Consider the following 25,660-nt stretch of genomic DNA (forward strand, 5'->3'; position numbering starts at 1 on the left):
TAGGCGGAACGCCGTAACCCGCCGTCAGCCTGCGGCGTTTCCCAAACTCCGTAGGGCGGATTAGCGCGCAGCGCGTAACCCGCCAACGCGCATCAGCCAGCCTTCACCACCGCATACCGCTCCAGGGTACGCTTGCGCGCCTCGTCATGCATCACCAGCGGCGCGGGATAATTATCCCCCAGCCGCACGCCCTTATCCGCCAGCAGCATGCGCGGCACCAGCCACGGCGCGTGGATCTCCTTGCCGTCCAGGTTGGCCAGCTGCGGCAGGTAGCGCTTGATGAACTTCCCGTCCGCGTCGAACTTCTGCGACTGCGTCACCGGATTGAAAATGCGGAAATAGGGCTGCGCATCGCACCCCGACGAGGACGCCCACTGCCAGCCGCCGTTGTTGGCCGACAGGTCGAAATCGTTCAGATGCTGCGCGAAATACGCTTCGCCGCGGCGCCAGTCTATGCCCAGGTCCTTGATCAGGAAGCAGGCCGTCACCATGCGCAGGCGGTTATGCATATAGCCGGTGCGGTTCAGCTGCAGCATGGCCGCGTCCACCAGCGGATAGCCGGTGCGGCCCTCGCACCAGGCGGCGAACAGCGCGTCAGCCTCCGGACCGGATTCCCACGCGATGGCGTCGTACGCCGGCTTGAACGCGGACCCCGCCACGTGCGGATGATGGTACAGAATCATCATGTAGAACTCGCGCCAGATCAGCTCCGACAGCCACACCGCGCCGCCTTCGCCTGCCAGCCCGCGCGCCGACAGCTCGGACACCGTGCGCACCAGGTGCCGGACCGACACGGTGCCGAAGCGCAGGTGCAGCGACAGATAGGACGGCCCCTTCACGGCCGGAAAATCGCGCGCGGTGCCGTAGCCGGCCACCCGGGTCAGGAAATCCTCGAACAGCTGCGCGCCGCCTTGCATGCCGGCCGGGATCTTCAGTTCGCAAAAATTGGTGCGCTCAAAGCCCAGCGCTTCCAGCGAGGGCAGGGCGGCCGGCGGGGAAGCAGGGGGCGCCAGGCGGGCCGCCAGCGGCTCCACCGGCAGCGGCGCCAGGCATTCCGGCTCTGCCAGCATCTTTTTCAGCCAGGCGTTCTTGTACGGCGTGAACACCGAAAACGGCGTGCCGGACTGCGACAGCACCTCGCTTTTCTCGAACACCACCTGGTCCTTGAAGGTGAAGAATGGCCGCGCATCGGCCGCCAGCGCCTTGGCCACCGCATCGTCGCGGACGATGGCGGCCGGTTCGTAGTCATGGCTGGCGAACACCGCCTCCACGCCCAGCTCCGCCGCCAGGCGCGGAATCTCCTGTTCGGCCACGGCGTGCCGCACGATCAGCCCGCCGCCCAGCTGTTGCAATTCCGCCGCCAGCTCGGCCACGCAGGCATGGATGAACTCCACCCGCCGGTCCGCGCGCGGCAGGTGGTCCAGGATGGTCTTGTCAAAAATGAAAGCGCAATGCACGCGCGCGCTGCGCTGCAAGGCGTGGTGCAAGGCGGCATGGTCAAACGCGCGCAAGTCGCGCCGGAACCACACCAGCGCAGCGTTCAAGGTGGTGCTCGATGTCATGGGATCGTCAAGTCGTGTGCCGGCTCAAGACCGGGGCCGTTTTCGGGCCTAATATAGGGGTGATGTAGCCGTAACGTGGCCGCAGCGGCGTTTCATAGTAAACTATCGCCTGAACCATTATAAAAGAACACCCGCAGCCCAGCAGAGAGAGCAACGCGTATGAAGAAAACTAAAGCTGGTCACGCTCTGCCCGCTCCCGGCCGACTCGAGGAGCCCGACGATCCTTTGGCGCCGGCCCCCAAGGACGCCCCCGCGCTGAACCTGGCGAACCACTTCCTGATCGCCATGCCGGCCATGCAAGATCCCGTTTTCGGCGGCACCGTCGTCTATGTGTGCGAGCACAACGAGAACGGCGTGCTCGGCGTGGTCATCAACAAACCCACCGATATGACCATGCAAGTGCTGTTCGAGCGCATCGATCTCGAACCGTCGGCCACGCTGTCGCCCGCTATCGTGGATGAACCCATCATGTTCGGCGGCCCGGTGCAGGACGACCGCGGCTTCGTGCTGCACACCCCGGGCGCGCGCTATTCGTCCTCGCTGACGGTGACCGAGGACGTGGCCTTCACCACCTCCATCGACGTGCTCGAAGCGGTGGCGCGCGGCGCCGGCCCGGAGCGCATGCTGGTGTCGATCGGCTACTCGGGCTGGAGCCCGGGCCAGCTGGAAGACGAGATCAGCCGCAACGGCTGGCTGACCGTCGGCGCCCAGGCCCACATCCTGTTCGAGGTGCCGGTGGAAGAACGTTATTTCGCCGCCATGAAACTGCTCGGCTTCGATCCGCTGATGCTCGCGTCCGAAGCGGGCCACGCCTGATGCGGTGCTGAGCGTGGAGCAACTCGACACCATCCTCGGCTTCGATTTCGGCATCAAGCGCATCGGCGTTGCCATCGGCAACAGCGTGCTGCGCCAGGCGACGCCGCTGGCGGTCATTGCCAGCATCGGCAACGACGCCCGCTTCGGCGAAATCGCCGAGCTGATACGGCAATGGGAACCGACCCGCTTCGTGGTCGGCCTGCCCAGCCATCCGGACGGCACCGCGCACGAGATGACGGCGCGCTGCCGCAAGTTCGCCAACCAGCTCAACGGCCGCTTCAACCTGCCGGTGGTGCTGGTCGACGAGCGCTACTCGTCGGCCGTCATCCAGGCCAAGCGCGGGGAGGTCATCGACGACCGCGCCGCCTCCATCATTTTGCAACAATACTTTGACGAATATGTCCCTACCAACTAACTCCTCCGCGCCGGCCTCGCTGGACGCGGAAGCGCTGTACGCTGAGCTGCTGCAGCAGGTGAAAGCCGGCCTGGCCGACGCCCACGAGCCGGCCATTGTCGGCATCCATTCCGGCGGCGCCTGGCTGGCCGAGCGCCTCGCGGCCGACCTGGGCCTGAGCGCGCGCTGCGGCGTGCTGGACGTGTCCTTCTACCGCGACGACTTCGCGAAGAAGGGTCTGCCGGCCGAAGTGAAGCCCACCCAGATCGGCTTTGACGTGGCCGGCGCCACCCTGCTGCTGGTGGACGACGTGCTCTACACCGGCCGCACCACCCGCGCCGCCATCAACGAGCTGTTCGACTATGGCCGCCCGGCGCGCATCATGCTGGCCGCGCTGGTGGACCGCGGCGAGCGCCAGTTGCCCGTGGCCGCCGACTTCGTCGCCGCGCGCGTGGCGGTGCAGCCGGGCCAGGCGCTGCGCCTGAAACGCAACGACGCCGGACAATTCACGCTTACCATCGAAAACGACCATGCTTAATCCGCAACTGAACAAACACGGCGAGCTGCAGCACTTGCTGTCGATCGAAGGGCTGCCCAAGTCCATCGTCAACCACATCCTGGACACCGCGTCCTCCTTCGTCGGCGTGTCCGACCGCGAAGTGAAGAAAGTGCCGCTGATGCGCGGCAAGAGCGTGTTCAACCTGTTCTTCGAGAACTCCACGCGCACCCGCACCACCTTCGAGATCGCCTCCAAGCGCCTGTCGGCGGACGTGATCAACCTGAACATCCAGGCCTCCTCGGCCAGCAAGGGCGAGTCGCTGCTCGACACCATCGACAACCTGTCGGCCATGCATGCCGACATGTTCGTGGTGCGCCACTCGCAGTCCGGCGCGCCGTACCTGATCGCCAAGCACCTGAACGACCACAAGCAGCACCACGTGCACGTGGTGAACGCGGGCGACGGCCGCCATGCGCACCCCACGCAGGGCCTGCTGGACATGTACACCATCCGCCACTACAAGAAGGACTTCACCAAGCTGACGGTGGCCATCGTGGGCGACATCCTGCACAGCCGCGTGGCCCGTTCCGACATCCACGCGCTCACCACCCTGGGCGTGCCCGAAGTGCGCGCCATCGGCCCGCACACCCTGCTGCCGGGCGGCCTGGAGCAGCTGGGCGTGCGCACCTTCACCAACATGGATGAAGGTTTGAAGGGCGTGGACGTGATCATCATGCTGCGCCTGCAGAACGAGCGCATGAACGGCGCGCTGCTGCCGTCGGCGCAGGAATACTTCAAGAACTACGGCCTCACGCCGGAACGCCTGGCGCTGGCCAGGCCGGACGCCATCGTCATGCACCCGGGCCCGATGAACCGCGGCGTGGAGATCGACTCCGCCGTGGCCGACGGCCCGCAGGCGGTGATCCTGCCGCAGGTGACGTTTGGTATTGCAGTCCGCATGGCGGTGATGAGTATTCTGGCAGGGGCGAAGGAATGAAACTGGTAATTAAAAATGGCCGCGTGATCGACCCGGCCAACGGCGTCAACGGCGTGCAGGACCTGTACATTGAAGACGGCAAGATCGCTGCGCTGGGCAGCGCCCCTGCGGGCTTCACCGCCGAGCAAACCATCGACGCCACCGGCCTGGTGGTCGCCCCAGGCCTGGTCGACCTGGCCGTGCGCCTGCGCGAGCCGGGCTACGAATACAAGGCCACGCTGGAATCGGAAATGCAGGCCGCCATGCAAGGCGGCGTCACCAGCCTGGTGTGCCCGCCGGACACCGACCCGGTGCTGGACGAACCCGGCCTGGTGGAAATGCTCAAGCACCGCGCGCGCCGCCTGAACCAGGCCCACGTGCACCCGCTGGGCGCGCTCACCATGGGCCTGAAAGGCCAGTCCATCACCGAGATGGCCGAGCTGACCGGTTCCGGCTGCATCGGCTTCTCGCAGGCCGAAGTGCCGGTGGAAGACACCACCGTGCTGCTGCGCGCGCTGCAATACGCCAAGACCTTCGACTACACCGTCTGGCTGCGCCCGCAGGACGCCCACATCGGCCGCGGCGGCGTGGCCCACAGCGGCCCGCTGGCCTCGCGCCTGGGCCTGTCCGGCGTACCGGTGATGGCCGAGACCATCGCCCTGCACACCATCTTCGAGCTGATGCGCGCCACCGGCGCCCGCGTGCACCTGTGCCGCCTGTCCTCGGCCGCCGGCCTGGAACTGGTGCGCGCGGCCAAGGCGGAAGGCTTGCCGGTCAGCTGCGACGTCGGCGCCCACCACCTGCACCTGACCGACGCCGACATCGGCTTCTTCGACTCGAATGCCCGCGTCACGCCGCCGTTCCGCGCCCAGCGCGACCGCGACGCCATCCGCGCCGCCGTGCTGGACGGCACGGTGGACGCCATCTGCTCCGACCACACCCCGGTGGACGACGACGAAAAACTGCTGCCCTTCGGCGAAGCCTCGCCCGGCGCCACCGGCCTGGAGCTGCTGCTGTCGCTGGCGCTGAAATGGGCCGACGACTACGCCGCCGCCCAGCCCGGCATGCAGGAGGGCGCCGCGCTGGCGCTGGCCATCAGCCGCATCAGCGCGGACGCCGCGCGCGTGTCCGGCCTGGACCGCCAGGGTGCCGGCCAGCTCGGCGTGGGCAGCATGGCCGACCTCTGCGTCTTCGACCCGGCCGAGCGCTGGACCGTGGAAGGCAGCGCGCTGGCCAGCCAGGGCAAGCACACGCCCTTCCTCGGCTACGAACTGGCGGGCAGGGTGCAAGCCACCGTCGTTGCCGGCCGCGTCGCCTACCAGCGCAACGCGCGCTGACCGCAGCCGGGTTGACTATTTTGCTCATTTACCGCTTGCTGCGGATGGTGGTGCACGTGCTGTACGGCATGGCCGTGTGCGCCACCGTGTTTCCCTGGATCGGCATGGAAGCGCGCAACCGCCATATCCGGCGCTGGTCGCGCACCTTGCTGGGCATCTGCAATGTCACCGTGGAAATGGCGCCGGACAGCGCCACGCCGCTGGAGCACGCCATGATCGTGGCCAACCATGTGTCCTGGCTGGACATCTTCGTGGTCGATGCGCTCTATCCCTGCCGCTTCGTGGCCAAGGCGGAAATCCGCGCCTGGCCGCTGGCCGGCTGGCTGGCCGAGAAAGCCGGCACGGTGTTCATCGCGCGCGGCAGCAAGCGCGACCTGCGCAATATCTTCAAGGGCCTGGTGCACAGCCTGCAGGCGGGCGAGCGGGTGGCGTTCTTCCCGGAGGGGACCACGGCGCCGCAAGGCTCGCTGCTGCCTTTCCACGCCAACCTGTTCGAGGCGGCGGTGGACGCCAAGGTGCTGGTGCAGCCGCTGGCGCTGAGCTATTCGGACGCGGCCGGCGGCCACCATCCCAACGTGGATTTCATTGGCGAAACCACTTTCGCCGAGAGCGTGCTGGCCATCCTGCGCGGCACGCCGGTGCGTGCGCGCCTGAAGTACCTGCCGGCCATGGACGCCACCGGCGGCCACCGCCGCGAACTGGCGCAGGCGGCGCACGACGCGGTCGCGGCCGGCCTCGGCATCGCGGCGGAGCCCGGCGGCTTACGGCCGCACGCGGCCTAAGCCGCCCTACGGGCAGGCGGTAGGGCGTAGGGCGGGTTAGCGGGGCACCCGCGTAACCCGCCGCGCGCCGCCACCCAACTATTTCTTGCCGCTGTGCTCGCGGTACTCCGGGCACTGCACCTGCATCAGCGACCGGTCGTCCAGGCACACGGCCGACAGGTAGCCGCCCCACACGCAGCCAGTGTCCAGCGCGATCAGGTTCGGCTTCAGCATCAGCCCCAGCGCCGACCAGTGGCCGAACACCACCGTCACGTCCTGCGTGCGGCGTCCCGGCACCTCGAACCACGGCATCAGTCCGCTGGCCGGATCGGCCTTGGCACTTTCCTTCAGCTTGAAGTCCATCACCCCGTCCATGCTGCAAAAGCGCAGCCGCGTCAGCGCGTTGACGATGCAGCGCAAGCGCGCCGGCCCGTGCAGCTCGTCGTTCCAGGCGTCCGGCTCGTTGCCATACATCTGCGCCAGGAAGCCGGCCCAGGCCGGACCGCGCAGCGCCGCTTCCACTTCGCCCGCCAGCGCCATCACTTGGGCCGCGTCCCATTGCGGCAGCACGCCGCCGTGCACCAGCAGGTGGCCCTTGCGCAGCATGGCCATGGGCCGCGTGCGCAGCCAGTCCAGCAGCTCGGCGCCGTCCGGCGCTTCCAAGATGTGCTCCAGCGTGTCGGAACCGGAAGCGGGGCGGATGCCGCTGGCCACGGCCAGCAGGTGCAGGTCGTGGTTGCCCAGCACCGTGTCGATGCGCCCGCCGCTGGCCACCGCCAGCGCATACACATAGCGCAGGGTGGCCAGCGAATCCGGCCCCCGGTTGATCAAGTCCCCGGTAAATAAAATGGATGGCGCCGGCTGTTCCTGGGCAAGGATGCGGTCGACCAGGGCGACGGTCTGGTCGTGGCAGCCTTGCAGGTCGCCAATCACATAGGTTTTCATAAGTGTTGCAATTGAAGAAATAAGTGGTAAGCGGCGCTAAATTCTCGCGGTAGGAGGCGAGTTTCACATAAAATCATGCCTATGACTAATTTGACGCTCTAAGCGGGATGCTAAATGATTTTTGTTACAGGCGGTGCGGGCTTTATCGGCTCAAACTTCGTTCTCGACTGGCTGGCACAATCCGACGAGCCTGTCCTGAATTTCGACAAGCTGACTTACGCGGGCAACCTGAATAACCTGGCGGCGCTGAAAAACGACAGCCGCCACATTTTCGTGCGCGGCGACATCTGCGACCAGGCCCAGGTGCTGGCCCTGCTGAACACCCACAAGCCGCGCGCCATCGTGCACTTCGCGGCCGAAAGCCATGTGGACCGTTCCATCCACGGCCCCGGCGAATTCATCCAGACCAACATCAACGGCACTTTCAGCCTGCTGGAAGCGGCGCGCAGCTACTGGGGCGCGCTGCCCGAGGCGGAGCGCGCCGCCTTCCGTTTCCTGCACGTATCCACCGACGAGGTGTACGGCACGCTGGGCAAGGACGACGCGCCCTTCAGCGAAACCACCCCGTACGCGCCGAACAGCCCGTACTCGGCTTCCAAGGCCGCCTCGGACCACCTGGTGCGCTCCTACCATCACACGTACGGCTTCCCCACGCTCACCACCAACTGCTCGAACAACTACGGCCCCTACCATTTCCCTGAGAAGCTGATCCCGCTGATCATCGCCAACGCCCAGGCGGGCAAGCCGCTGCCGATCTACGGCGACGGCCAGCAGGTGCGCGACTGGCTGTATGTGAGCGATCACTGCGCCGCCATCCGCCGGGTGCTGGAAGGGGGCCGCCTGGGCGAGACCTACAACGTGGGCGGCTGGAACGAGATGGCCAACCTGGACGTGGTGCACACCCTGTGCGACATGCTGGACCAGCTCAAGCCGAAGGCGGCCGGCAGCTACCGCGAGCAGATCACCTTCGTCAAGGACCGCCCAGGCCATGACCGCCGCTATGCGATCGATGCGCGCAAGCTGGAGCGCGAGCTGGGCTGGAAGCCGGCCGAAACCTTCCAGACCGGCATCCGGAAAACCGTGCAGTGGTATCTCGACAACCAGCCCTGGGTGGCCGACGTGCAGTCGGGCAGCTATGCTAAATGGGTGGAAACCAACTACTTCAACCGGGACGGCGCACAATGAGCAAGGCATCCAGCACCAGTAAGGCAGTGGGCGGCCGCAAGGGCATCATCCTGGCCGGCGGTTCCGGCACCCGGCTGTACCCGGTCACCATGAGCGTGTCCAAGCAGCTGCTGCCGATCTATGACAAGCCGATGATCTACCATCCGCTGACCACGCTGATGCTGGCCGGCATGCGCGAGATCCTCATCATCTCCACGCCGCAGGACACGCCGCGTTTCCGCGAACTGCTGGGTGATGGCAGCCAGTGGGGCATCCAGCTCAGCTATGCGGTGCAGCCTTCGCCGGACGGCCTGGCGCAAGCCTTCATCATCGGCCGCGAGTTCGTCGGCGATGCGCCGTCCGCCCTCATCCTGGGCGACAACATCTATTACGGCAACGACCTGGATGCCTTGCTGCGCAGTGCCGCCGAGCAGACCAGCGGCGCCACCGTGTTCGCCTACCACGTGCACGATCCGGAACGCTACGGCGTGGTGGAGTTCGACAAGGACCGCCGCGCCGTCAGCATCGAGGAAAAACCGGCCGTGCCGAAGTCCAACTATGCGGTCACCGGCCTGTATTTCTACGACAGCCAGGTGTGCGACATCGCCGCCGGCATCAAGCCTTCCGCGCGCGGCGAGCTGGAGATCACCGACGTCAACCGCGCCTATCTGGAAGCGCAGCAGCTCAACGTGGAAGTGATGGGGCGCGGCATGGCCTGGCTCGACACCGGCACCCACGAATCCTTGCTCGATGCGTCGCAATTCATCGCCACCATTGAACGGCGGCAGGGCTTGAAAGTGGCTTGCCCGGAAGAGATCGCCTACCGCAAGGGCTATATCGACGCGGACCAGCTGCGCCAGCTGGCAGAGCCACTGAAGAAGAACAACTACGGCCAATACCTGTTGCAAATCCTGGAAGACAAGGTCCTGTCGCGATGAAAATCGATCCCACCCCGCTCGAGGGTCTGTTACTGATCGAGCCTACCGTGTTCGGCGACGCGCGCGGTTATTTCTACGAAAGCTACAACGCGCGCCGCTTCACCGAGCTGAGTGGCGTAACGGCGCACTTCGTGCAGGACAACCACTCGCGCTCGGCCAAGGGCGTGCTGCGCGGCATGCACTACCAGATCCAGCAGCCGCAGGGCAAGCTGGTGCGCGTGACCGCCGGCGCCGTGTTCGACGTGGCGCTGGACCTGCGCCGCGCTTCGCCCACCTTCGGCCAGTGGTACGGGGTGGAACTGTCGGCCGAGAACAAGAAGCAGCTGTGGATACCGGCCGGCTTCGCGCACGGCTATGCCGTCATCAGCGACATGGCCGAGTTCCAGTACAAGACCACCGATTACTGGGCGCCCGAGTTCGAGCGCTCCGTGATGTGGAATGATCCCGAGGTGGGCATCGCATGGCCGCTGGATGGCGAACCGCTGCTGTCGGCCAAGGACAAGAGCGGCGTGCCGCTGGCGCAAGCGGAAACCTTCCCATGAAAATTCTGCTAACGGGCAGCAGCGGCCAGGTCGGCTACGAGCTCGAGCGCAGCCTGCAGGGGCTGGGCCAGGTGGTGGCGGTGGACCGCAGCCGCATGGACCTGGCCGACCTGGACCAGGTGCGTGCCGTGATCCGCGCCGTGCAGCCGGGGCTGATCGTCAATCCGGCCGCCTACACGGCGGTGGACAAGGCCGAAAGCGAGCCGGCGCTGGCCTTCCGCATCAACGCCGAGGCGCCTGGCGTCATGGCCGAGGAAGCAAAGAAACTGGGTGCGTCGCTGGTGCACTATTCCACCGACTATGTATTTCCAGGCGACGACCCGGCGCCGCGCGTGGAAGGCGATGCCACCGGCCCCATCAACGTGTACGGCGCCAGCAAGCTGGCCGGCGAGCAAGCCATCGCGGCGGCCGGCATTCCGCACCTGATTTTCCGCACCAGCTGGGTGTACGGCATGCGCGGCAAGAATTTCCTGCTGACCATGCTGAAGCTGGCCCGCGAGCGCGAGGAATTGCGCATCGTGGCCGACCAGCACGGCGCTCCTACCTGGAGCCGCACCATTGCCGACGCCACCGCGCTGATGCTGGCCTCGTCCATGGCGCAGCCCCGCGCCGGCGATGCCCCCCGCCCGGCTTGGTGGGACGAGCACAGCGGCATCTACCACCTGAGCAGCCAGGGCCAGACCACCTGGTTCGAGTTCACCCAGGCTATCATCGAGCAAGCCGGCATCGCATGCCGGCTGCAGCCGATCACCAGCGCCGAGTACCCGGTGCCGGCGCGCCGGCCGCAGTATTCCGTGCTGTCATCGCAGCGCCTGCAGCAGTTCTGCCAGCTGCCGCACTGGCGCGACGCGCTGTCCCTGTGCATGCGCTAAGCCAGCGGGCAAATGTATCGAATGGTAAGCGCGGCGCGGCGCGCGGCGGTATTTGTTAAAATCCTGCCGCGCGCCGCGTGCGCGCCCAGGCTTGCTGGCTGGCGGTGTCACGCGCTCCGGAATCTTGTATTGATAAATAATAATGTTTTCATTCTTAGTCAGCTTTATTGCGTCCGCGCTCCTGACCCTGCTGGTCATTAAAGAGGCGAAATTGCACGGGCCGGCGCTTGATTCGGATTTCGGCGGCGTACAAAAAAACCACGTTCATTCGGTCGCCCGCATCGGCGGGCTGTCGATATTCTTTGCCGTCGCATTAAGCGCGTGCATCTCCATTTGGCGGGTGCCGGCCATGACCAGCTGGATGGTGTCGCTGATGGCCTGTTCCTTCATTGCTTTCGCCGGCGGCATCGTCGAGGATTATACGGGCAAGGTCAGCGCCATGCGGCGGCTGCTGCTGACCATGGCGGCCGCCTTGCTTGCCTATTTCCTGCTCGACGCGCGCCTGGACCGCATCGATTGGCCATTTTCCGTGTGGCCGCTGTATATCTGGCTGGCGCTGCCGGTCTCGGTCCTGGCCGTGGCCGGTATTGCCAACGCGATTAATATTATCGACGGGTTTAATGGCCTGGCCAGTGTGGTCACGATCTGCATGCTGCTCTCGCTCGGTTATGTGGCCTTGCAAGTCAATGATATGTTCGTGCTGGTGGCCGCCCTGATGGTGGCCGGCGCCACGGCCGGCTTCCTGGTCTGGAATTACCCGGTCGGCCTGATTTTCCTGGGCGACGGCGGCGCCTACTTCATCGGTTTCATGCTGGGAGAACTGGCGCTGCTGCTGGTGGTGCGCAATCCGCAGGTGTCCACCTGGTATGCCGCGCTGCTGCTGATCTATCCGGCTTTTGAAACGCTGTTTTCCGCCTACCGCCGCATGTTTGTGCGCGGCAAATCGCCCACCATGCCGGACGGCATACATTTACACAGCCTGATATTCCGCCGCATTGTGCAATGGGCGGTGGGCCGCAAGGAAGGGCGCGCCTTATTGCGCCGCAATTCATTGACTTCGCCTTATTTGTGGATGTTTTCGCTGATGGCGGTTATTCCCGCCACCATGTTCTGGCGCCACACCTGGGTGCTGATGATCTTCTGCCTGTTGTTTATGACCAGCTACATCTGGTTATATGTCCGCATCGTGCGATTTAAAGCGCCACGCTGGATGATACGGCACAAGAAATACTAGAAAAATTTACATTTTGTAGTATATTTCGATCAGAATCATTTACCCAATCACACAAGGATAAAGTTATGGATCTGACGAATTTGTCTTCGGCCCAATTGCGCGATCTGCAAAAGCAACTGGAGCGCGAATTAAAGAAACGCGAAAGCGAAGACCTGGCGAAAGCGCGCGAGCAGATACTGGCCATCGCCCAATCCGTCGGCGTACCGGTGAAAGACCTGATCGGCAACGCAGTGCGCGTGAAAACCGGCGGCACGGTGGCGGCGCGCTACCGCAATCCGGCCGACGCCTCGCAGCAATGGACCGGCCGCGGCCGCCAGCCGAAATGGGTCAAGGAATGGGTGGAGTCCGGCAAGGCGCTGGACGGCCTGCGCATCTGACGCCGCCACGACGCGGGTGAACTTCGCACCCGCGTTACAGGTTATACTTGCAAGCAACTGCAAACGCGCCCGCACTTGTGCGGGCTGCTTTTTTATTACTCTCCAGAATCCTCTATGGTCTCCCTGTCTAAATCGATCTTCAAAGCTTACGATATCCGCGGCATCATTGGCAAAACCCTGGACGCCGGCGTCGCCAAACAAATCGGCCACGCTTTCGGCCTGGCCGCAGCGGCCAAGGGCGAACGCAGCGTGGTGATCGGCCGCGACGGCCGCCTGTCCGGCCCGGAACTGGCAGCCGCCCTGGCGCAAGGCCTGCAGTCGGCCGGCGTGGACGTGATCGACCTGGGCGTGGTGGCCACGCCGATGGTGTACTTCGGCACCAATGTGCTGTCCGCCAAGTCGGGCATCATGGTGACCGGCAGCCACAATCCGCCGGACTACAACGGCTTCAAGATGGTGCTGGCGGGCGAGGCCATCCACGGCGAGGCGATCACCGGCCTGTACGACTCCATCCTGGCCAACGCCGATAAAGTGGCGGCCGAGCCGGGCGCCTACAGCACCCACGACATCCGCGCCGAATACCTTGCGCGCATCATCGGCGACGTGAAGATCGCGCGCCCGATCAAGATCGCGGTCGACTGCGGCAACGGCGTGGCCGGCGCCTTCGCGGGCGAGCTGTACCGCGGCATGGGCTGCGAAGTGGTGGAACTGTTCTGCGAAGTGGACGGCACCTTCCCCAACCACCACCCCGACCCTGCGCACCCTGAAAACCTGCAGGACCTGATCCGCGCGCTGCAGGAGACCGACGCCGAAATCGGCCTGGCCTTCGACGGCGACGGCGACCGCCTGGGCATCGTCACCAAGGACGGCCAGATCATCTACCCGGACCGCCAGATGATGCTGTTCGCGCAGGACGTGCTGACCCGCCATCCGGGCGAGCAGATCCTGTACGACGTGAAATGCACCCGCCACCTGGCGCCGTTCATTGAAAAGAGCGGCGGCGTGCCTCTGATGTACAAGACCGGCCACTCGCTGGTGAAGGCCAAGCTGAAGGAAACCGGCGCGCCGCTGGGCGGAGAAATGAGCGGCCACATCTTCTTCAAGGACCGCTGGTACGGCTTCGACGACGGCCTGTATTCGGGCGCGCGCATGCTGGAAATCCTGACCCGCGAAACCGATCCGTCGGCGCTGCTGAACTCCCTGCCGCAGTCGGACAGCACGCCTGAGCTGCACCTGCACCTGAAGGAAGGCGAGAACTTCATCGTGATGGACAAGCTGCGCAGCGACGCCAAGTTCCCCGGCAATGAACGCATCATCACCATCGACGGCCTGCGCGTGGAATACGCGGACGGCTTCGGCCTGGCGCGCTCCTCGAACACCACCCCGGTGATCGTGATGCGCTTCGAAGCCGAAACGCCGGAAGCGCTGGCGCGCATCCAAGGCGAATTCAAGCGCGTGATCCTGGCCGCCAAGCCGGACGCGGAACTGCCGTTCTAAAGCCGTTCCCGCTTTCCCGATGAAGATCCTGCTGGTGCGCGTCTCCTCCCTGGGAGACGTGCTGCACAACATGCCCATCGTGGCCGATATTGCGCGTCACTATCCCGATGCGCAGATTGACTGGGTGGTGGAAGAGGGCTATGTGAGCCTGGTGCGCCTGAACGGGCGGGTGCGCAACATCATCCCGTTCGCGCTGCGGCGCTGGCGCAAGAGCCTGGGCAACCCGGCTACGCGCGCCGAGATCAAGGCCTTCTTCCGCACCCTGCGCGCCGAGCAGTACGACTACGTGTTCGACACCCAGGGCCTGCTCAAGACCGGCATCATCATGGGCGCCGCGCGCGTGGTGAAGGGCGGGCAGAAGGTGGGCCTGGCCAACGGCAGCGAAGGCTCCGGCTACGAGGGCATTTCCCGCTTCTTCCACACCAAAAGCATTCCGCTCGACCCGCGCACGCACGCGGTGGCGCGCGGCAGGCTGGTGGCGGGCGCCGCGCTCGGTTACAGCGTGGACGCGCCGGCCGATTTCGGCCTGCCCGCGGTGTCGCCGTCCGATCCGCGTCCCGAATGGATGCCGGCCGAGCCGTACGCGGTCTACTTTCACGGCACCGCGCGCGACGCCAAGAAATGGGCGCCCGCCAACTGGATAGCACTGGGCGCCGCGCTGGCGCCGATGACCATCCTGTTGCCCTGGGGCTCGCCGAAGGAAAAGGCCGAAGCCGAAGCGCTGGCGGCGGCGCTGCCGAACGCGCGCGTGCTGCCCAAGCTGTCCATGGCGGACGCGGTGCTGCTGGCGCGCCACGCGGCGCTGGCCGTCGGCGTGGACACCGGCCTGACCCACATCGCGGCTGCGTTTACCACGCCGACGGTGGAAATATACGCCGACTCGCCGCGCTGGAAAACCGAGGGCAACTGGTCGCCGAAAATCATCAACCTGGGCGACCGCGGTGCGCCGCCATCCGTGGCTGAAGTGCTGGCCGCCGCGCGTTCTTTGCTTGGCCCTTTGCTTGGCCCTTCGCTTGGCCCTTCGTTTGCTGCGCAGTCGCCGGACCGCTGATATGCTGAGACTCTATTCCCTGATGTGGTGGCTGGCCATGCCGCTGGTGCTGGGCCGCTTGTGGTGGCGCGGCCGCCAGGAAGCGGGCTACCGCCAGCACTGGAACGAGCGCCTGGCTATCTACCGCGCGCGCGCCGCCAACGACGAACCGCACACCATCTGGCTGCACGCGGTTTCGGTGGGCGAAACCCGCGCCGCCGAGCCGCTGGTGGACGCGCTGCTCAAGGAATACCCGCGCAGCCGCATCGTCATGACCCACATGACGCCGACCGGCCGCGCCACCGGCAAGCAGCTGTTCGGCAAACACGGTGCGCGCCTGGTGCAGGCTTATCTGCCGTACGACACCATCAGCATGGTGCGGCGTTTCATCCGGCACTTCGAGCCGCGCATCTGCATCCTGATGGAGACCGAAGTGTGGCCGACCCTGATCGCCGAATGCGGCAAGGCCGGCGTGCCTGTGGTGCTGGCCAACGCCCGCCTGTCCGAACGTTCGCTGCGTAAGGCGCGCAGGCTGGGCAAGCTGATCGCGGACGCCGCGCGCGGCATCACCCTGGTGGCCGCGCAAACCGAGGCGGACGCCGAACGCGTGCGCTCGCTGGGCGTGCCGCAGGTGGCCGTCACCGGCAGCATCAAGTTTGACGTGGTGGTACCGTCCGCCGCGCTGTCCACCGGCGCCATGCTGCGCGCGCAGATCGGCGGCCGGCCCGTGCTGCTGTGCGCCAGCACCCGCGAAGGCGAAGAGGAACTGATACTGGACGCGTTCCGCACCGCACTGGCCGCAGGCAGCGCCACGGCGTCTTCCGCCGCGATGCCAGCCGCGATGTCAGCCGCGATGCCGCCGGATACCTTGCTGCTGCTGGTCCCGCGCCACCCGCAGCGCTTCGACGCTGTCGAACAGATGGCCGCCACGCGCGGCCTGCCGGTGCAGCGCCGCAGCGCGCTGGCGCAGCCTGGCGCGTCCGTCGCTCCCGGCACGCAAGTGCTGCTGGGCGACTCCATGGGTGAAATGTTCGCCTACTACGCCGCCTGTGAGCTGGCCTTCATCGGCGGCAGCCTGCAGCCCCTGGGCGGCCAGAACCTGATCGAGGCGGCTGCACTGGGCAAGCCCGTGCTGATCGGCGAACACACCTTCAATTTCGCGCTGGTCACCGAGCAAGCCGTGCAAGCCGGCGGCGCCGCGCGCATCGCCAGCGCGGACGACCTGATGCAGCAAGCGGCCGCCCTGCTGCGCGACGACAGCGCCCGCGCCGCCATGGGGCGCAGCGCGCTGGCCTTCGCCAACCAGCACCGGGGCGCCACCCAGCGCACGCTGGCCCTGCTGCCGGCCCTGCTGCCGCAGGAAGAACACGCCTGACATTTGTCACCTACTATGCGTGGCAATTTGCGCTGGCGCGGTGGTGTAAAAAAATACATACTCGGCACATACCAATCCGGAGACCAAGTATGAATAATCGTTTGCCCTTGTTGCTGCTGGCCGCGCTGTGTGGCTCCCTGGCGGCGCCCGCCCGTGCCGAGACCTGGCTGATTCAGAACGCGCGCGTGTTCGACGGCCAGCGCATGCACGCCAGCCGCTCGGTGCTGGTGGATGGCGCGACCATCGCCGACGACGACTTCCACGGCAAGGCGCCGGCCGGCGCAAAAATCGTCGACGGCACCGGCCGCACCTTGCTGCCCGGCCTGATCGACGCCCACGTGCATGCTTACCGCCACCACGAACTGCCGCTGCTGTTCGGCGTCACCACCCAGGTCGACATGTTCACCGGCGTCTCCGTCATGCAGGAGTTCACGCGCCGCATGCAGAACGGCACCAACGGCGGCCAGGCCGACCTGTACTCGGCCGGCACGCTGGCCACTGCGCCCGGCGGCCACGGCACCGAATACGGCATGCCCATCCCCACGCTGACCAAGCCCGAAGAAGCGCAAGCCTTCGTGGACGCGCGCATTGCCGAAGGCTCCCACTTCATCAAGATCGTCATGGAGTCCGGCCACCCCGCCACGCCACCCCGACGCTGGACGTCGCCACCGTGAAGGCGCTGATCGAGGCCGCGCACAAGCGAGGCAAGCTGGCCGTGGTCCACATCAGCAAACAGGCCGACGCGCGCACCGCGCTTGAAGCGGGTGCCGATGGCCTGGTACACCTGTTCGTTGGCGAGCAGATTTCGGCAGGGGACCTGGACAGCTTCGCCGCGCTGGCGCGGCAAAAGGAAGCCTTTGTCATTCCCACGTTCAGCCTGATGGAAAGTATCGCCGGCCTGACCTCGGCCGACATCATGGGCGAGCCGGCCATGCAGGCCTTGCTGAACAAGCAGCAGAAGTCGGAGCTGGCCAAGGGCTACGGCAAGCAGCCCAAGCCCGAGCTGATGACCGCTCCCAAGGCCGTCACGGCGGCGCTGCGCAAGGCCGGCGTGCCCCTGCTGGCCGGCACTGACGCCGGCAACGCCGGCACGCAGTACGGCATCAGCCTGCACCACGAAATGCTGGCGCTCACGCAGGCCGGCCTGGCGCCGGCCGAAGCGCTGGCGGCCGCCACCTCGGTCCCGGCGCAGGTGTTCAAGCTGCCTTCGCGCGGCCGTATCGCCAAGGGCTACAAGGCGGACCTGCTGCTGGTGGAGGGCGACCCCGGCACCGATATCGCCGCCACGCGCCGCATCGTTGAAGTGTGGAAGGACGGCGCAACCGTGTCCGGCCTGCGCGAAGCGCAGCGCGCCAGGGTGGCGCAGGAAACGGCCGGCCTGCCCGCGCAGGCCTTGCCTGCCGACGGGCGCATCAGCCTGTTCGGCAAGGACAAGCTGGCCAGCCCCTTCGGCGCCGGCTGGATGCCGGCCACCGACGCTTTCATGGGCGGCAAATCAACCGTCAGCATGAAGGCGCTGGACGGCGGGGACGGGAAGGGCGGCCAGGGCGGCCAAGGTGGCCAGGAAGGCGCGCTGCAGGTCGATGCCAGCGTGGCGCCTGGCTTCGCCTACCCCTTTGCCGGGCTGGCCTTCATGCCGGGTGCGCAGCCCATGCAGCCGGCCAATCTGAGCGGCGCCAAGGTGCTGCGCTTCCGCGTGCGCGGCGACGGCCAGCGCTACGGCGTGTCCATCATGTCGCGCGGCGGCAATATCCCCGCCAGCCAGCCCTTCACGGCTGAAACGGAGTGGCGCGAAGTGAGCCTGCCGCTGGATGGCTTCAAGGGCATCGACACCGCGGCCATCACCATGATCTCCTTCAATGCCGGCCCGCGGCCCGGCGCCTACCAGTTCCAGATCGCCGACGTGCGCCTGCTGGCCCAATAAGGATCACGGATGCAGCTGATACGGCGCTGGATCGATGGCCCATGGGTGCCGCCGCAGGCGGGGCGCGCTCCCTACCTGTGGATTGCTTCGCTTGCGTTCTTCGGCTGGAAGTATTTGTATGTGGACGCCCACGCGCTGGAATTCATCCTGCTGGCGCTGACCATGATCGTATTCGTGCCGATCTATTTCGGCAGTTTTTGGCACAGCGGGCGCGCCGCGCTGCCGTTCATCGGCGCCGCTCTGGCGCTCGGCGTTGCATGGGCACCGTTCAACTTCGGCGCCAGCACCTTCTTCATCTTCGCTTGCGCCATGTGCTCGCGCATCGGCCAGCCTCGCATCGCTTACTGCTGCCTGGCCGCCATCCTGGTCTCGGCCACCGGCATGGCACTGGCGATGCAGCTGCCGCTCAGTTTCCTTATTCCCACGCTGGCCACCGGCACGCCGGTCGGCATCGCCTCCATCATGGACGCCCAGGTGCAACGCTCGCGCAAGCAGCTGCTGCTCAAGCAGGAGGAGGTCGAGCACCTGGCCCGCATCGCCGAGCGCGAACGCATCTCGCGCGACATGCACGACCTGCTGGGGCACAGCCTGTCGCTGATCACGCTGAAAGCCGAACTCGCCGGGCGCCTGCTGGAGCGCGACCCGGCCGCCTGCCGCCGGGAGATCAAGGACATCGAAGCGAGCGCGCGCCACGCGCTGGCCGAGGTGCGCAGCGCCGTCAGCGGCTACCGCGAAACCGGTTTTGCCCATGAACTGGAGCGCGCCCGCGGCGCGCTGTCCGCAGCCGGCGTCACGCTGCACGCGGACGCGTCGATGGCCGCCATGCCGGCCATGCCGGCCACGGCGGAGAACGTGCTGGCGCTGGCCCTGCGCGAGGCGGTCACCAACATCCTGCGCCACGCCGGCGCCACGCGCTGCGATGTGAGCCTGGCGCTGCAGGACGGCCTGATTGTGTTCCGCATCAGCGACAACGGTAAGGCCGGCGGGGCGGGCGCGGTCGTGCAGGGCAACGGCCTGCGCGGCATGCAGGAGCGCGTGGCCCAGCTGGGCGGCTGGCTGGGCATGCGGGTTGAACAAGGCATGTCGCTCGAACTGCGGCTGCCGATGGAAGCGGCTGCGCCGGGAGGAATCAAGTGATACGGGTACTGATTGCGGAAGACCAGGCGCTGTTGCTGGGCGCCCTGGCCGCACTGCTGCGGTTGGAGGATGACATGGAAGTGGTGGGCCAGGCCCGCAACGGCCACGAAGCGCTGGCGCTGTGCGGCACCTTGCAGCCGGACGTGGTGCTGACCGATATCGAAATGCCCCTGATGACGGGGCTGGAATTGGCCGCCGCGCTGCGCGAGCAGGGCAGCGCCGCCCGGGTCGTCATCGTCACCACCTTTGCGCGCTCGGGCTACCTGCGGCGCGCCATGGCGGCTGGCGTGCGCGGCTACCTGCTGAAGGACGCCCCGGCCGAGACCCTGGCCGCCGCCATCCGCAGCGTGCATGAAGGCGGGCGCGCCATTGCCCCCGAGCTGGCGCTGGAGAGCTGGAGCGGCGGCGAAGACCCGCTGAGCGAAAGGGAGCGCCAGGTGCTGCGCCTGGCCGGCGAGGGCCGCAGCGGCGCCGACATCGCGCGCCAGCTGCACCTGTCCGAAGGCACGGTGCGCAACTACCTGTCCGAAGCCATCAGCAAGCTCAACGCCGGCAACCGCGTCGAAGCCTTCCGCCTGGCGCGCGACGCTGGCTGGCTGTGAGGTGTGGCGGGTTACGCTGCTGCGCAGCTAACCCGCCCTACGGTCCGCCGCGCGGGGCTGGTCATCCGCCGGATCAGTTGAACAGCACCGGCAGCTCCTGCGCGCGTTTGCGCAGCAGGGCTTTGGCTTCATCGTAGGCGGGGTAGATGCGGCCGACGGCGGCCCAGAATTGGGCGCTGTGGTTCATTTCCAGGATGTGCGCCAGCTCGTGCGCCACCACGTAGTCGATCAGCGGCAGCGAGAAGTGGATCAGGCGCCAGTTCAAGCGGATCACGCGCTGCACCGTGCAGGAACCCCAGCGCGTGCCGGCCGAGGACAGCGCGAAGGCGCTGTACTGCACGCCCAGGCGCGCCGCGTACAGGTCCAGGCGCTGCGCGAACAGCACCTTGGCCTGCTGCTGCATCCAGGTGCGCACGCGTTCCTTGAGCAGCGTTTCGGTGGCGCCTTGCACCAGTCCCATGTGCAGCTCGCGCGTGTCGGGGTTGTAATCGGTGCGGTTGCGGGTGGCCGTGTACAGGCGCAGCTTCAGTTCGCCGCCCAGGTAGGGCAGCACGGCGCCGTCTTCCCACACCACCGGTGGCTTTTCTAGCCGCGCCGCGCGCCGTTCGCGCCGCTCGTCCAGCTTGGAGATGATCCAGTGCTGCTTGGCGCGGATGGCGTTGTCTATTTCGGCCAGGCTCACGCGCTTGGGCGCGGTCACGCGCAAGCCTTCGTCGTCGATCATGAAGCCGATCGAGCGCCGCGTGGAGCGGCGCAGCGTGTATTCAAGAATGAACTGGCCCACCAGCAGCTGGCGGCGCGGCAGCGCGTCGGGTTGCGGCGCAGGCGGCTCGGGCACGCGCACCGGCACGGGCGGTGGACGCAGCAGGTTGGCGCTGGGCGCGGCGTGCGGTTCGGATGCGGGGGCTGCTGCGGGCGCAACCGGAGATACGGCCGACGGCGCGGCGGGCAAATCAGGACTGGACAGGGGCGAAGCGGGGGCAGGGGAAGCGGGGGCTGCGGAAACAGGGCGGGGCGCCTGCCACGTTGAAGGCGACGGAACGGGGACGGGCGAGGACGGCGGATGCATCACCGCCGCATTGGCGGCGGGAGCGGCGGGGCGCGATGCCACGCCCGGCGCACTCTCGCCGAACAAGTCGAGCTGCCCCTCGCCGGCCTTGCTGGCCGCCGGCCTGGCAGCGGTGGCCAGGTCGTCTAGCCAGCGCTGTAGGCGTGGGGCGAAATGACGCGCATTTCTGATTCTATCCACTGTTCCACCTGCTCCATCAACTCGTCCGGACTGCGTCCTTCCGAGGAAATCGGCTTGCCGACGGAAACCGTCACCTTGCCGGGCTTCTTGATAAACGAATTCTTGGGCCAGCACTCGCCCGAGTTCAGCGCGATCGGCACCACCATGGCGCCGGTCTCGATGGCCAGGCGCGTGCCACCGCTCTTGTACTTGCCGGACTGGCCGACCGGGATGCGCGTCCCTTCCGGGAACATGATAATCCACAGGCCTGCCTTCAGGCGGCGCTTGCCGTGCGCGACCACCTGCTTGAAGGCGTTCTTGCCCTGCTTGCGGTCGATCGGGATCATGCGCAGCGCGGCGATGCCCCAGCCGAAGAAAGGGATGTACAGGATCTCCTTCTTGAACACGAACACCAGCGGGCGCGGCAGGCTGCACAGCAGGAAGATGGTTTCCCAGGCCGACTGGTGCTTCGACAGCACCACGGCCGGCGCGTCCGGGAAGTTTTCCCAGCCCTTGATTTCGTATTCGATGCCGCAAATGACCTTGGCGCACCAGATGATGAACACATTCCAGCGCGAGACCACGTAGTAGCGCTGGGCGTACGGCAGCGGCGTTGCCAGCATGCAGACGACGCACCAGATGATGGTGGCGATCGCCATGACGACGGCGAAGATCAGCGAACGCAGAAACAGTACAGGCTTACCCAATGCGAAACTCCAGAATCTTAATCAGTTGGCTGCGGCGGCAGCAGCAGTGGCACCGGCGGCTGCGGGCACGGGGGCCTTCAGCAAATGGTCCACCATGGCCGCCAGGTTGGCGAAGACCATTGTACCGGGTGGCAGGCCGCCCGTGGCGTTGGTTTTTTCACCTTTCCCGGTCAGCACCAGGTAGGGCGTGCAGCCGCTGATGAAACCGGCCTGCAGGTCGCGCAGCGAATCGCCCACCGTTGGCACCCCCTTCAGGTTGACGTTGTAGCGCTTGGAGATCTCGGCGAACATGCCCGGCTTGGGCTTGCGGCAGTCGCAGTTGTCCGCCGCCGCGTGCGGGCAGAAGAAAATCGCCTCGATCTCGGCGCCCACCTGCTGCGCCAGCGTGTGCATCTTCTGGTGGATGGCGTTGAGCACCGTCATGTCGAAATACTCGCGCGCGATGCCGGACTGGTTGGAGGCCACCACCACGCGGTAGCCCGCCTGGTTCAGGCGGGCGATGGCCTCCAGGGATCCCGGCACCGGGACCCACTCGGCGGGCGACTTGATGAAGTCCGGCGAATCGTGGTTGATCACGCCGTCCCGATCAAGGATGATCAGCTTCATCGCGACGCCCATCTTATGCCGCCAGTTTCGAGATGTCCGCCACGCGGTTCATCATGCCGTGCAGCGAGGACAGCAGCGCCAGGCGGTTGTTGCGCAGGGCGACATCCTCGGCCATCACCATCACGTCATTGAAGAAAGCGTCCACGTCGTCGCGCAGCTGGGCCAGCGTTTTCAGCGTGCCGGCGAAGTCGCCCTTGGCGAAGGCCGCGTCCACTTCCGGCTGCACGCGCACGATGGCGGCGTGCAGGTTCTTCTCGGCGGTGTCCTGCAGCAGGGCAGGCCGAATTTCAGCTTTCCCTTCGCCGGCGCCGCCGGCCTGGGCCAAAGCGGACTCGTTCTTCTTCAGGATGTTAGTGATGCGCTTGTTGGCACCCGCCAGCGAGGCCGATTCCGGCAGTGCGGCAAAGGCTTGCACCGCTTCCAGGCGCTGCACGATGTCGTCCAGGCGGTCCGGGTTCTGCGCCACCACGGCTTCGATCTCGTTCGGCGTGAAGCCGCGCTCGCGCAGGATGCCGCGCAGGCGGTCCAGCATGAAGGCTGTCACGTCGGCGCTCGGGTCTTTGAAGCCGGCCACGGACGCGAACTGCTTGGCGGCGTCGGCCAGCAGGCCGGAGATCGACAGCGGCAGGCGCTTCTCGATCAGCATGCGCAGCACGCCCAGGGCGTGGCGGCGCAGCGCGAACGGGTCCTTGTCGCCGGTCGGCGCCAGGCCGATGGCCCAGATGCCCACCAGGGTTTCCAGCTTGTCGGCCAGGGCCACGGCGGTGCCGGTGGCGGTTGCTGGCAGGGCGTCGCCCGCGAAGCGCGGCTGGTAGTGTTCGGACGCGGCCAGCGCCACGTCCTCCTGCTCGCCATCGTGGCGCGCGTAGTAGGTGCCCATGATGCCTTGCAGCTCGGGGAACTCGCCGACCATATCGGTCAGCAGGTCGGCCTTGGACAGGCGCGCCGCGCGTTCGGTCAGGGCCACGTCCGCTTTTAAGCCCGCGGAACTCAATTTGCCGGCGATGGCGCCGGCCAGCGCGGTCACGCGCTCGCTGCGCTCGGCCTGCGTGCCCAGCTTGTTGTGGTAGACCACGTTCTTCAGCAGCGGCAGGCGCGATTCCAGGGTCTTCTTCTTGTCCTGCTCGAAGAAGAACTTGGCATCCGACAGGCGCGGGCGCACCACACGCTCGTTGCCGCCGATGATGGCGTCCGGCGTGTCGGTGGCGATGTTGGAGACGATCAGGAAGCGCGAACGCAGCTTGCCGGCCGCGTCGGTCAGCGCGAAGTATTTCTGGTTGGTCTGCATGGTCAGGATCAGGCATTCCTGCGGCACGGCCAGGAACTCTTCCTCAAAGCGGCACTCATACACCACCGGCCATTCCACCAGCGCGGTCACTTCGTCCAGCAGCGATTCAGGCATCAGCACCTGGTCGGCGCCGGCTTTTTCCAGCAGCGCGGCGCGGATCTTGTCCTTGCGCGCGTCCACGCCGGGGATGACCTTGCCCTGCTCGGCCAGGGTGGCGGCGTAAGCGTCGGCATGGGCCACGGTCACGTTGCGCGCGCCGGTCGCGGTCAGGAAGCGGTGGCCTTCGGTCACGTTGGATGCGGTCAGGCCGAGCAGCGTCAGCGGCAGCACCTCGGCGCCGTGCAGCGCGATCAGGCTGTGCGCGGGGCGCACGAACTGCACCGTGCTGCCGTCCGGACGCTGGTAGCTCATCACTTTTGGAATCGGCAGCTTGGCCACGGATTCTTCCAGCGCGGCCTGGGCGCCGGCCAGCAGCTGCGAGCCGGGCGCGGTGTAGGTGTAGAAGAAGCTCTCGGCCTTGCCGTCCTGGGCGCGTTCCAGGTCGGCCACGGTCAGGTCGGGGAAGCCCAGCGCGGCCAGCTTCTTGGCCAGCGGCGCGCTCGGGTTGCCGTCCTTGTCCAGCGCCACCGACACCGGCAGCACTTTTTCGCGGATCGATTTGTCCGGCGAGGTGGCGCGCACCTTGGTGATGGACACGGCCAGGCGGCGCGGCGTCGCGTGGATGGTGGCGGCGCTGTCTTCTTCCAGGAAGTCGCGCGATTTCAGGCCGTTGACGATGCCCGAGGCGAAAGCGGCGCCCAGCTTGGCCAGCGCTTTCGGCGGCAGTTCTTCGGTCAGCAGTTCAATTAACAGGGTCTGGTTCATGTTCTTCTAATCTTTTACGCGGCAGTGGTGGGAACAGCCGCAACTGCAGGAGCCATCGGGAAGCCGAGGCGTTCGCGGGAATCGTAGTAAGCCTGCGCCACGAGGCGCGACAGGGCGCGCACGCGGCCGATGTAGGCGGCGCGTTCGGTCACCGAGATGGCGCCGCGCGCGTCCAGCAGGTTGAAGCTGTGCGACGCTTTCATGATCTGCTCGTAGGCCGGCAGCGTCAGCTGCAGCTCGATCAGGCGCTTGGCTTCGGACTCGTGGTTGTTGAACTGCGCAAACAGCAGTTCGGTGTTCGAGTGCTCGAAGTTATAGGCCGATTGCTCCACTTCGTTCTGGTGGAACACGTCGCCGTATTTCAGCGTCTTGGTCACGCCATTCTCTTCCCACTGCGTCCACACCAGGTCGTACATATTCTCCACGCCCTGCAGGTACATGGCCAGGCGCTCGATGCCGTAGGTGATTTCGCCAAGCACCGGCTTGCAATCGAGGCCGCCCACTTGCTGGAAGTAGGTGAACTGGGTCACTTCCATGCCGTTCAGCCAGACTTCCCAGCCCAGGCCCCAGGCGCCCAGGGTCGGGCTTTCCCAGTCATCTTCAACGAAGCGCACGTCGTTCTGCTTCAGGTCCAGGCCCAGCGCTTCCAGCGAACCCAGGTACAGGTCCAGGATGTTTTCAGGGGCCGGCTTCATCACCACCTGGTATTGATAGTAGTGCTGGCCGCGGTTCGGGTTCTCGCCGTAGCGGCCGTCCTTCGGGCGGCGCGAGGGCTGTACGTAGGCCGCGCGCCATGGCTCGGGGCCGATCGCGCGCAGGAAAGTACCGGTGTGGAAGGTGCCCGCGCCGACTTCCATGTCGTACGGCTGGAGCAGGGCGCAACCCTGCTTGTCCCAGTAGGATTGCAGCGTCAGGATAATTTGTTGAAATGTGAGCATCGTTGTTCTTCTGGATGGCTAGCCTTAAACGGCTAATTTTAGCCGTA

General features: G+C 66.3%; 25 protein-coding genes. 18 read left to right on the top strand and 7 right to left on the bottom strand.

The features are described 5' to 3' along the window. Nucleotides 1-92 precede the first annotated feature (92 nt). On the bottom strand, nucleotides 93-1,562 hold the full coding sequence (locus ASC94_RS07870; RefSeq protein WP_056393024.1) for a deoxyribodipyrimidine photo-lyase: 1,470 nt from the start codon (nucleotides 1,560-1,562) through the stop codon (nucleotides 93-95). Between the two features lie 159 nt (nucleotides 1,563-1,721). Between ASC94_RS07870 and ASC94_RS07875 the strand changes: the two genes are divergently transcribed. From ASC94_RS07875 to ASC94_RS07900, 6 genes are read left to right on the top strand one after another with little or no spacing between them, the layout of a single operon-like run. Beyond that, a complete protein-coding gene (locus ASC94_RS07875) occupies nucleotides 1,722-2,378 on the top strand; it encodes a YqgE/AlgH family protein (protein WP_056393026.1) in 657 nt (218 codons plus the stop codon). Nucleotides 2,379-2,391: 13 nt separating this feature from the next. Then, a complete protein-coding gene (gene ruvX, locus ASC94_RS07880; RefSeq protein ID WP_373888104.1) occupies nucleotides 2,392-2,793 on the top strand; it encodes a Holliday junction resolvase RuvX in 402 nt (133 codons plus the stop codon). Then, complete coding sequence (pyrR, locus tag ASC94_RS07885) at nucleotides 2,777-3,310, top strand: bifunctional pyr operon transcriptional regulator/uracil phosphoribosyltransferase PyrR (RefSeq protein WP_056393028.1); 534 nt, start codon at nucleotides 2,777-2,779, stop codon at nucleotides 3,308-3,310. Before ruvX ends, pyrR begins: the two co-directional genes overlap by 17 nt. Next, nucleotides 3,303-4,268, top strand: a complete 966-nt coding sequence (locus ASC94_RS07890; RefSeq protein WP_056393030.1) for an aspartate carbamoyltransferase catalytic subunit — start codon at nucleotides 3,303-3,305, stop codon at nucleotides 4,266-4,268. The genes pyrR and ASC94_RS07890 overlap by 8 nt, the downstream gene beginning before the upstream one ends. Continuing rightward, nucleotides 4,265-5,584, top strand: a complete 1,320-nt coding sequence (locus tag ASC94_RS07895) for a dihydroorotase (RefSeq protein ID WP_056393032.1) — start codon at nucleotides 4,265-4,267, stop codon at nucleotides 5,582-5,584. The genes ASC94_RS07890 and ASC94_RS07895 overlap by 4 nt, the downstream gene beginning before the upstream one ends. Nucleotides 5,585-5,595: 11 nt before the next feature. Then, nucleotides 5,596-6,366: a 1-acyl-sn-glycerol-3-phosphate acyltransferase gene (locus ASC94_RS07900; RefSeq protein ID WP_056393034.1), complete on the top strand. Its 771-nt coding sequence runs from the start codon at nucleotides 5,596-5,598 to the stop codon at nucleotides 6,364-6,366. Between the two features lie 78 nt (nucleotides 6,367-6,444). Here ASC94_RS07900 and ASC94_RS07905 read toward each other — a convergent pair whose 3' ends face one another. Continuing rightward, nucleotides 6,445-7,290, bottom strand: a complete 846-nt coding sequence (locus ASC94_RS07905; RefSeq protein ID WP_056393036.1) for a symmetrical bis(5'-nucleosyl)-tetraphosphatase — start codon at nucleotides 7,288-7,290, stop codon at nucleotides 6,445-6,447. A gap of 114 nt (nucleotides 7,291-7,404) precedes the next feature. On the opposite strand from ASC94_RS07905, the gene rfbB reads away from it, so the two are divergent. The 12 genes from rfbB to ASC94_RS07965 all read left to right on the top strand — a co-directional run bounded on the left by rfbB (nucleotide 7,405) and on the right by ASC94_RS07965 (nucleotide 19,982). Next, nucleotides 7,405-8,475, top strand: coding sequence for a dTDP-glucose 4,6-dehydratase (rfbB, locus tag ASC94_RS07910; protein ID WP_056393037.1), 1,071 nt, complete (start codon nucleotides 7,405-7,407; stop codon nucleotides 8,473-8,475). Further along, entirely contained in the window at nucleotides 8,472-9,392 is a 921-nt protein-coding gene (gene rfbA, locus ASC94_RS07915) for a glucose-1-phosphate thymidylyltransferase RfbA (RefSeq protein ID WP_056393039.1), read from the top strand. The genes rfbB and rfbA overlap by 4 nt, the downstream gene beginning before the upstream one ends. Next, nucleotides 9,389-9,934, top strand: coding sequence for a dTDP-4-dehydrorhamnose 3,5-epimerase (gene rfbC / locus ASC94_RS07920; protein ID WP_056393040.1), 546 nt, complete (start codon nucleotides 9,389-9,391; stop codon nucleotides 9,932-9,934). The genes rfbA and rfbC overlap by 4 nt, the downstream gene beginning before the upstream one ends. Continuing rightward, nucleotides 9,931-10,806 (top strand): dTDP-4-dehydrorhamnose reductase, encoded by an 876-nt coding sequence (gene rfbD, locus ASC94_RS07925; RefSeq protein ID WP_056393042.1) that lies wholly within the window; start codon nucleotides 9,931-9,933, stop codon nucleotides 10,804-10,806. The genes rfbC and rfbD overlap by 4 nt, the downstream gene beginning before the upstream one ends. A gap of 142 nt (nucleotides 10,807-10,948) precedes the next feature. After that, the gene (locus ASC94_RS07930; RefSeq protein WP_056393044.1) at nucleotides 10,949-12,040 is read left to right on the top strand and encodes a glycosyltransferase family 4 protein; all 1,092 of its coding nucleotides are present in this window, start codon (nucleotides 10,949-10,951) and stop codon (nucleotides 12,038-12,040) included. Nucleotides 12,041-12,105: 65 nt separating this feature from the next. Continuing rightward, nucleotides 12,106-12,417: an H-NS family nucleoid-associated regulatory protein gene (locus ASC94_RS07935; protein WP_056393046.1), complete on the top strand. Its 312-nt coding sequence runs from the start codon at nucleotides 12,106-12,108 to the stop codon at nucleotides 12,415-12,417. Between the two features lie 114 nt (nucleotides 12,418-12,531). Next, nucleotides 12,532-13,914, top strand: a complete 1,383-nt coding sequence (locus ASC94_RS07940) for a phosphomannomutase/phosphoglucomutase (protein ID WP_056393049.1) — start codon at nucleotides 12,532-12,534, stop codon at nucleotides 13,912-13,914. Nucleotides 13,915-13,933: 19 nt separating this feature from the next. After that, the gene (gene waaC / locus ASC94_RS07945) at nucleotides 13,934-14,965 is read left to right on the top strand and encodes a lipopolysaccharide heptosyltransferase I (protein ID WP_056393053.1); all 1,032 of its coding nucleotides are present in this window, start codon (nucleotides 13,934-13,936) and stop codon (nucleotides 14,963-14,965) included. Nucleotide 14,966: 1 nt separating this feature from the next. Next, nucleotides 14,967-16,319, top strand: a complete 1,353-nt coding sequence (gene waaA, locus ASC94_RS07950) for a lipid IV(A) 3-deoxy-D-manno-octulosonic acid transferase (protein ID WP_056393055.1) — start codon at nucleotides 14,967-14,969, stop codon at nucleotides 16,317-16,319. A gap of 127 nt (nucleotides 16,320-16,446) precedes the next feature. After that, a complete protein-coding gene (locus ASC94_RS07955) occupies nucleotides 16,447-18,243 on the top strand; it encodes a CIA30 family protein (RefSeq protein ID WP_373888105.1) in 1,797 nt (598 codons plus the stop codon). Between the two features lie 9 nt (nucleotides 18,244-18,252). Then, nucleotides 18,253-19,380, top strand: a complete 1,128-nt coding sequence (locus ASC94_RS07960) for a sensor histidine kinase (protein ID WP_056393058.1) — start codon at nucleotides 18,253-18,255, stop codon at nucleotides 19,378-19,380. After that, on the top strand, nucleotides 19,377-19,982 hold the full coding sequence (locus ASC94_RS07965; protein WP_056393059.1) for a DNA-binding response regulator: 606 nt from the start codon (nucleotides 19,377-19,379) through the stop codon (nucleotides 19,980-19,982). Before ASC94_RS07960 ends, ASC94_RS07965 begins: the two co-directional genes overlap by 4 nt. 73 nt (nucleotides 19,983-20,055) lie before the next feature. Here the strand turns inward: ASC94_RS07965 and ASC94_RS07970 are convergent, their stop codons facing one another. The 5 genes from ASC94_RS07970 to glyQ all read right to left on the bottom strand — a co-directional run bounded on the left by ASC94_RS07970 (nucleotide 20,056) and on the right by glyQ (nucleotide 25,613). Further along, nucleotides 20,056-21,231 (bottom strand): M48 family metallopeptidase, encoded by a 1,176-nt coding sequence (locus ASC94_RS07970; RefSeq protein WP_229417205.1) that lies wholly within the window; start codon nucleotides 21,229-21,231, stop codon nucleotides 20,056-20,058. Further along, the gene (locus ASC94_RS07975) at nucleotides 21,177-21,869 is read right to left on the bottom strand and encodes a 1-acyl-sn-glycerol-3-phosphate acyltransferase (protein ID WP_056394927.1); all 693 of its coding nucleotides are present in this window, start codon (nucleotides 21,867-21,869) and stop codon (nucleotides 21,177-21,179) included. Before ASC94_RS07975 ends, ASC94_RS07970 begins: the two co-directional genes overlap by 55 nt. A gap of 69 nt (nucleotides 21,870-21,938) precedes the next feature. Then, nucleotides 21,939-22,523 carry a D-glycero-beta-D-manno-heptose 1,7-bisphosphate 7-phosphatase gene (gmhB, locus tag ASC94_RS07980; RefSeq protein WP_056394929.1) on the bottom strand — a complete coding sequence of 195 codons (585 nt, stop codon included), beginning with the start codon at nucleotides 22,521-22,523 and terminating at the stop codon, nucleotides 21,939-21,941. Nucleotides 22,524-22,536: 13 nt separating this feature from the next. Continuing rightward, nucleotides 22,537-24,675, bottom strand: a complete 2,139-nt coding sequence (gene glyS / locus ASC94_RS07985; protein WP_056393061.1) for a glycine--tRNA ligase subunit beta — start codon at nucleotides 24,673-24,675, stop codon at nucleotides 22,537-22,539. Nucleotides 24,676-24,689: 14 nt separating this feature from the next. Then, entirely contained in the window at nucleotides 24,690-25,613 is a 924-nt protein-coding gene (gene glyQ / locus ASC94_RS07990; RefSeq protein ID WP_056393064.1) for a glycine--tRNA ligase subunit alpha, read from the bottom strand. Between the last annotated feature and the right edge of the window lie 47 nt (nucleotides 25,614-25,660).

The sequence above is a fragment of the Massilia sp. Root418 genome, from assembly GCF_001425265.1.
Taxonomy (GTDB): domain Bacteria; phylum Pseudomonadota; class Gammaproteobacteria; order Burkholderiales; family Burkholderiaceae_D; genus Rugamonas.

What these genes read in the sequence shown, in the direction of transcription:
- ASC94_RS07905 (WP_056393036.1), bottom strand. Translation starts at nt 7,290, where the DNA reads ATGAAAACCTATGTGATTGGCGACCTGCAAGGCTGCCACGACCAGACC.
- gmhB (WP_056394929.1), bottom strand. Translation starts at nt 22,523, where the DNA reads ATGAAGCTGATCATCCTTGATCGGGACGGCGTGATCAACCACGATTCG.
- rfbA (WP_056393039.1), top strand. Translation starts at nt 8,472, where the DNA reads ATGAGCAAGGCATCCAGCACCAGTAAGGCAGTGGGCGGCCGCAAGGGC.
- glyQ (WP_056393064.1), bottom strand. Translation starts at nt 25,613, where the DNA reads ATGCTCACATTTCAACAAATTATCCTGACGCTGCAATCCTACTGGGAC.
- ASC94_RS07895 (WP_056393032.1), top strand. Translation starts at nt 4,265, where the DNA reads ATGAAACTGGTAATTAAAAATGGCCGCGTGATCGACCCGGCCAACGGC.
- waaA (WP_056393055.1), top strand. Translation starts at nt 14,967, where the DNA reads ATGCTGAGACTCTATTCCCTGATGTGGTGGCTGGCCATGCCGCTGGTG.
- rfbB (WP_056393037.1), top strand. Translation starts at nt 7,405, where the DNA reads ATGATTTTTGTTACAGGCGGTGCGGGCTTTATCGGCTCAAACTTCGTT.
- glyS (WP_056393061.1), bottom strand. Translation starts at nt 24,675, where the DNA reads ATGAACCAGACCCTGTTAATTGAACTGCTGACCGAAGAACTGCCGCCG.
- ASC94_RS07890 (WP_056393030.1), top strand. Translation starts at nt 3,303, where the DNA reads ATGCTTAATCCGCAACTGAACAAACACGGCGAGCTGCAGCACTTGCTG.
- ASC94_RS07975 (WP_056394927.1), bottom strand. Translation starts at nt 21,869, where the DNA reads ATGGCGATCGCCACCATCATCTGGTGCGTCGTCTGCATGCTGGCAACG.
- ASC94_RS07930 (WP_056393044.1), top strand. Translation starts at nt 10,949, where the DNA reads ATGTTTTCATTCTTAGTCAGCTTTATTGCGTCCGCGCTCCTGACCCTG.
- rfbC (WP_056393040.1), top strand. Translation starts at nt 9,389, where the DNA reads ATGAAAATCGATCCCACCCCGCTCGAGGGTCTGTTACTGATCGAGCCT.
- ASC94_RS07870 (WP_056393024.1), bottom strand. Translation starts at nt 1,562, where the DNA reads ATGACATCGAGCACCACCTTGAACGCTGCGCTGGTGTGGTTCCGGCGC.
- ASC94_RS07940 (WP_056393049.1), top strand. Translation starts at nt 12,532, where the DNA reads ATGGTCTCCCTGTCTAAATCGATCTTCAAAGCTTACGATATCCGCGGC.
- ASC94_RS07875 (WP_056393026.1), top strand. Translation starts at nt 1,722, where the DNA reads ATGAAGAAAACTAAAGCTGGTCACGCTCTGCCCGCTCCCGGCCGACTC.
- ASC94_RS07935 (WP_056393046.1), top strand. Translation starts at nt 12,106, where the DNA reads ATGGATCTGACGAATTTGTCTTCGGCCCAATTGCGCGATCTGCAAAAG.
- rfbD (WP_056393042.1), top strand. Translation starts at nt 9,931, where the DNA reads ATGAAAATTCTGCTAACGGGCAGCAGCGGCCAGGTCGGCTACGAGCTC.
- pyrR (WP_056393028.1), top strand. Translation starts at nt 2,777, where the DNA reads ATGTCCCTACCAACTAACTCCTCCGCGCCGGCCTCGCTGGACGCGGAA.
- waaC (WP_056393053.1), top strand. Translation starts at nt 13,934, where the DNA reads ATGAAGATCCTGCTGGTGCGCGTCTCCTCCCTGGGAGACGTGCTGCAC.
- ASC94_RS07960 (WP_056393058.1), top strand. Translation starts at nt 18,253, where the DNA reads ATGCAGCTGATACGGCGCTGGATCGATGGCCCATGGGTGCCGCCGCAG.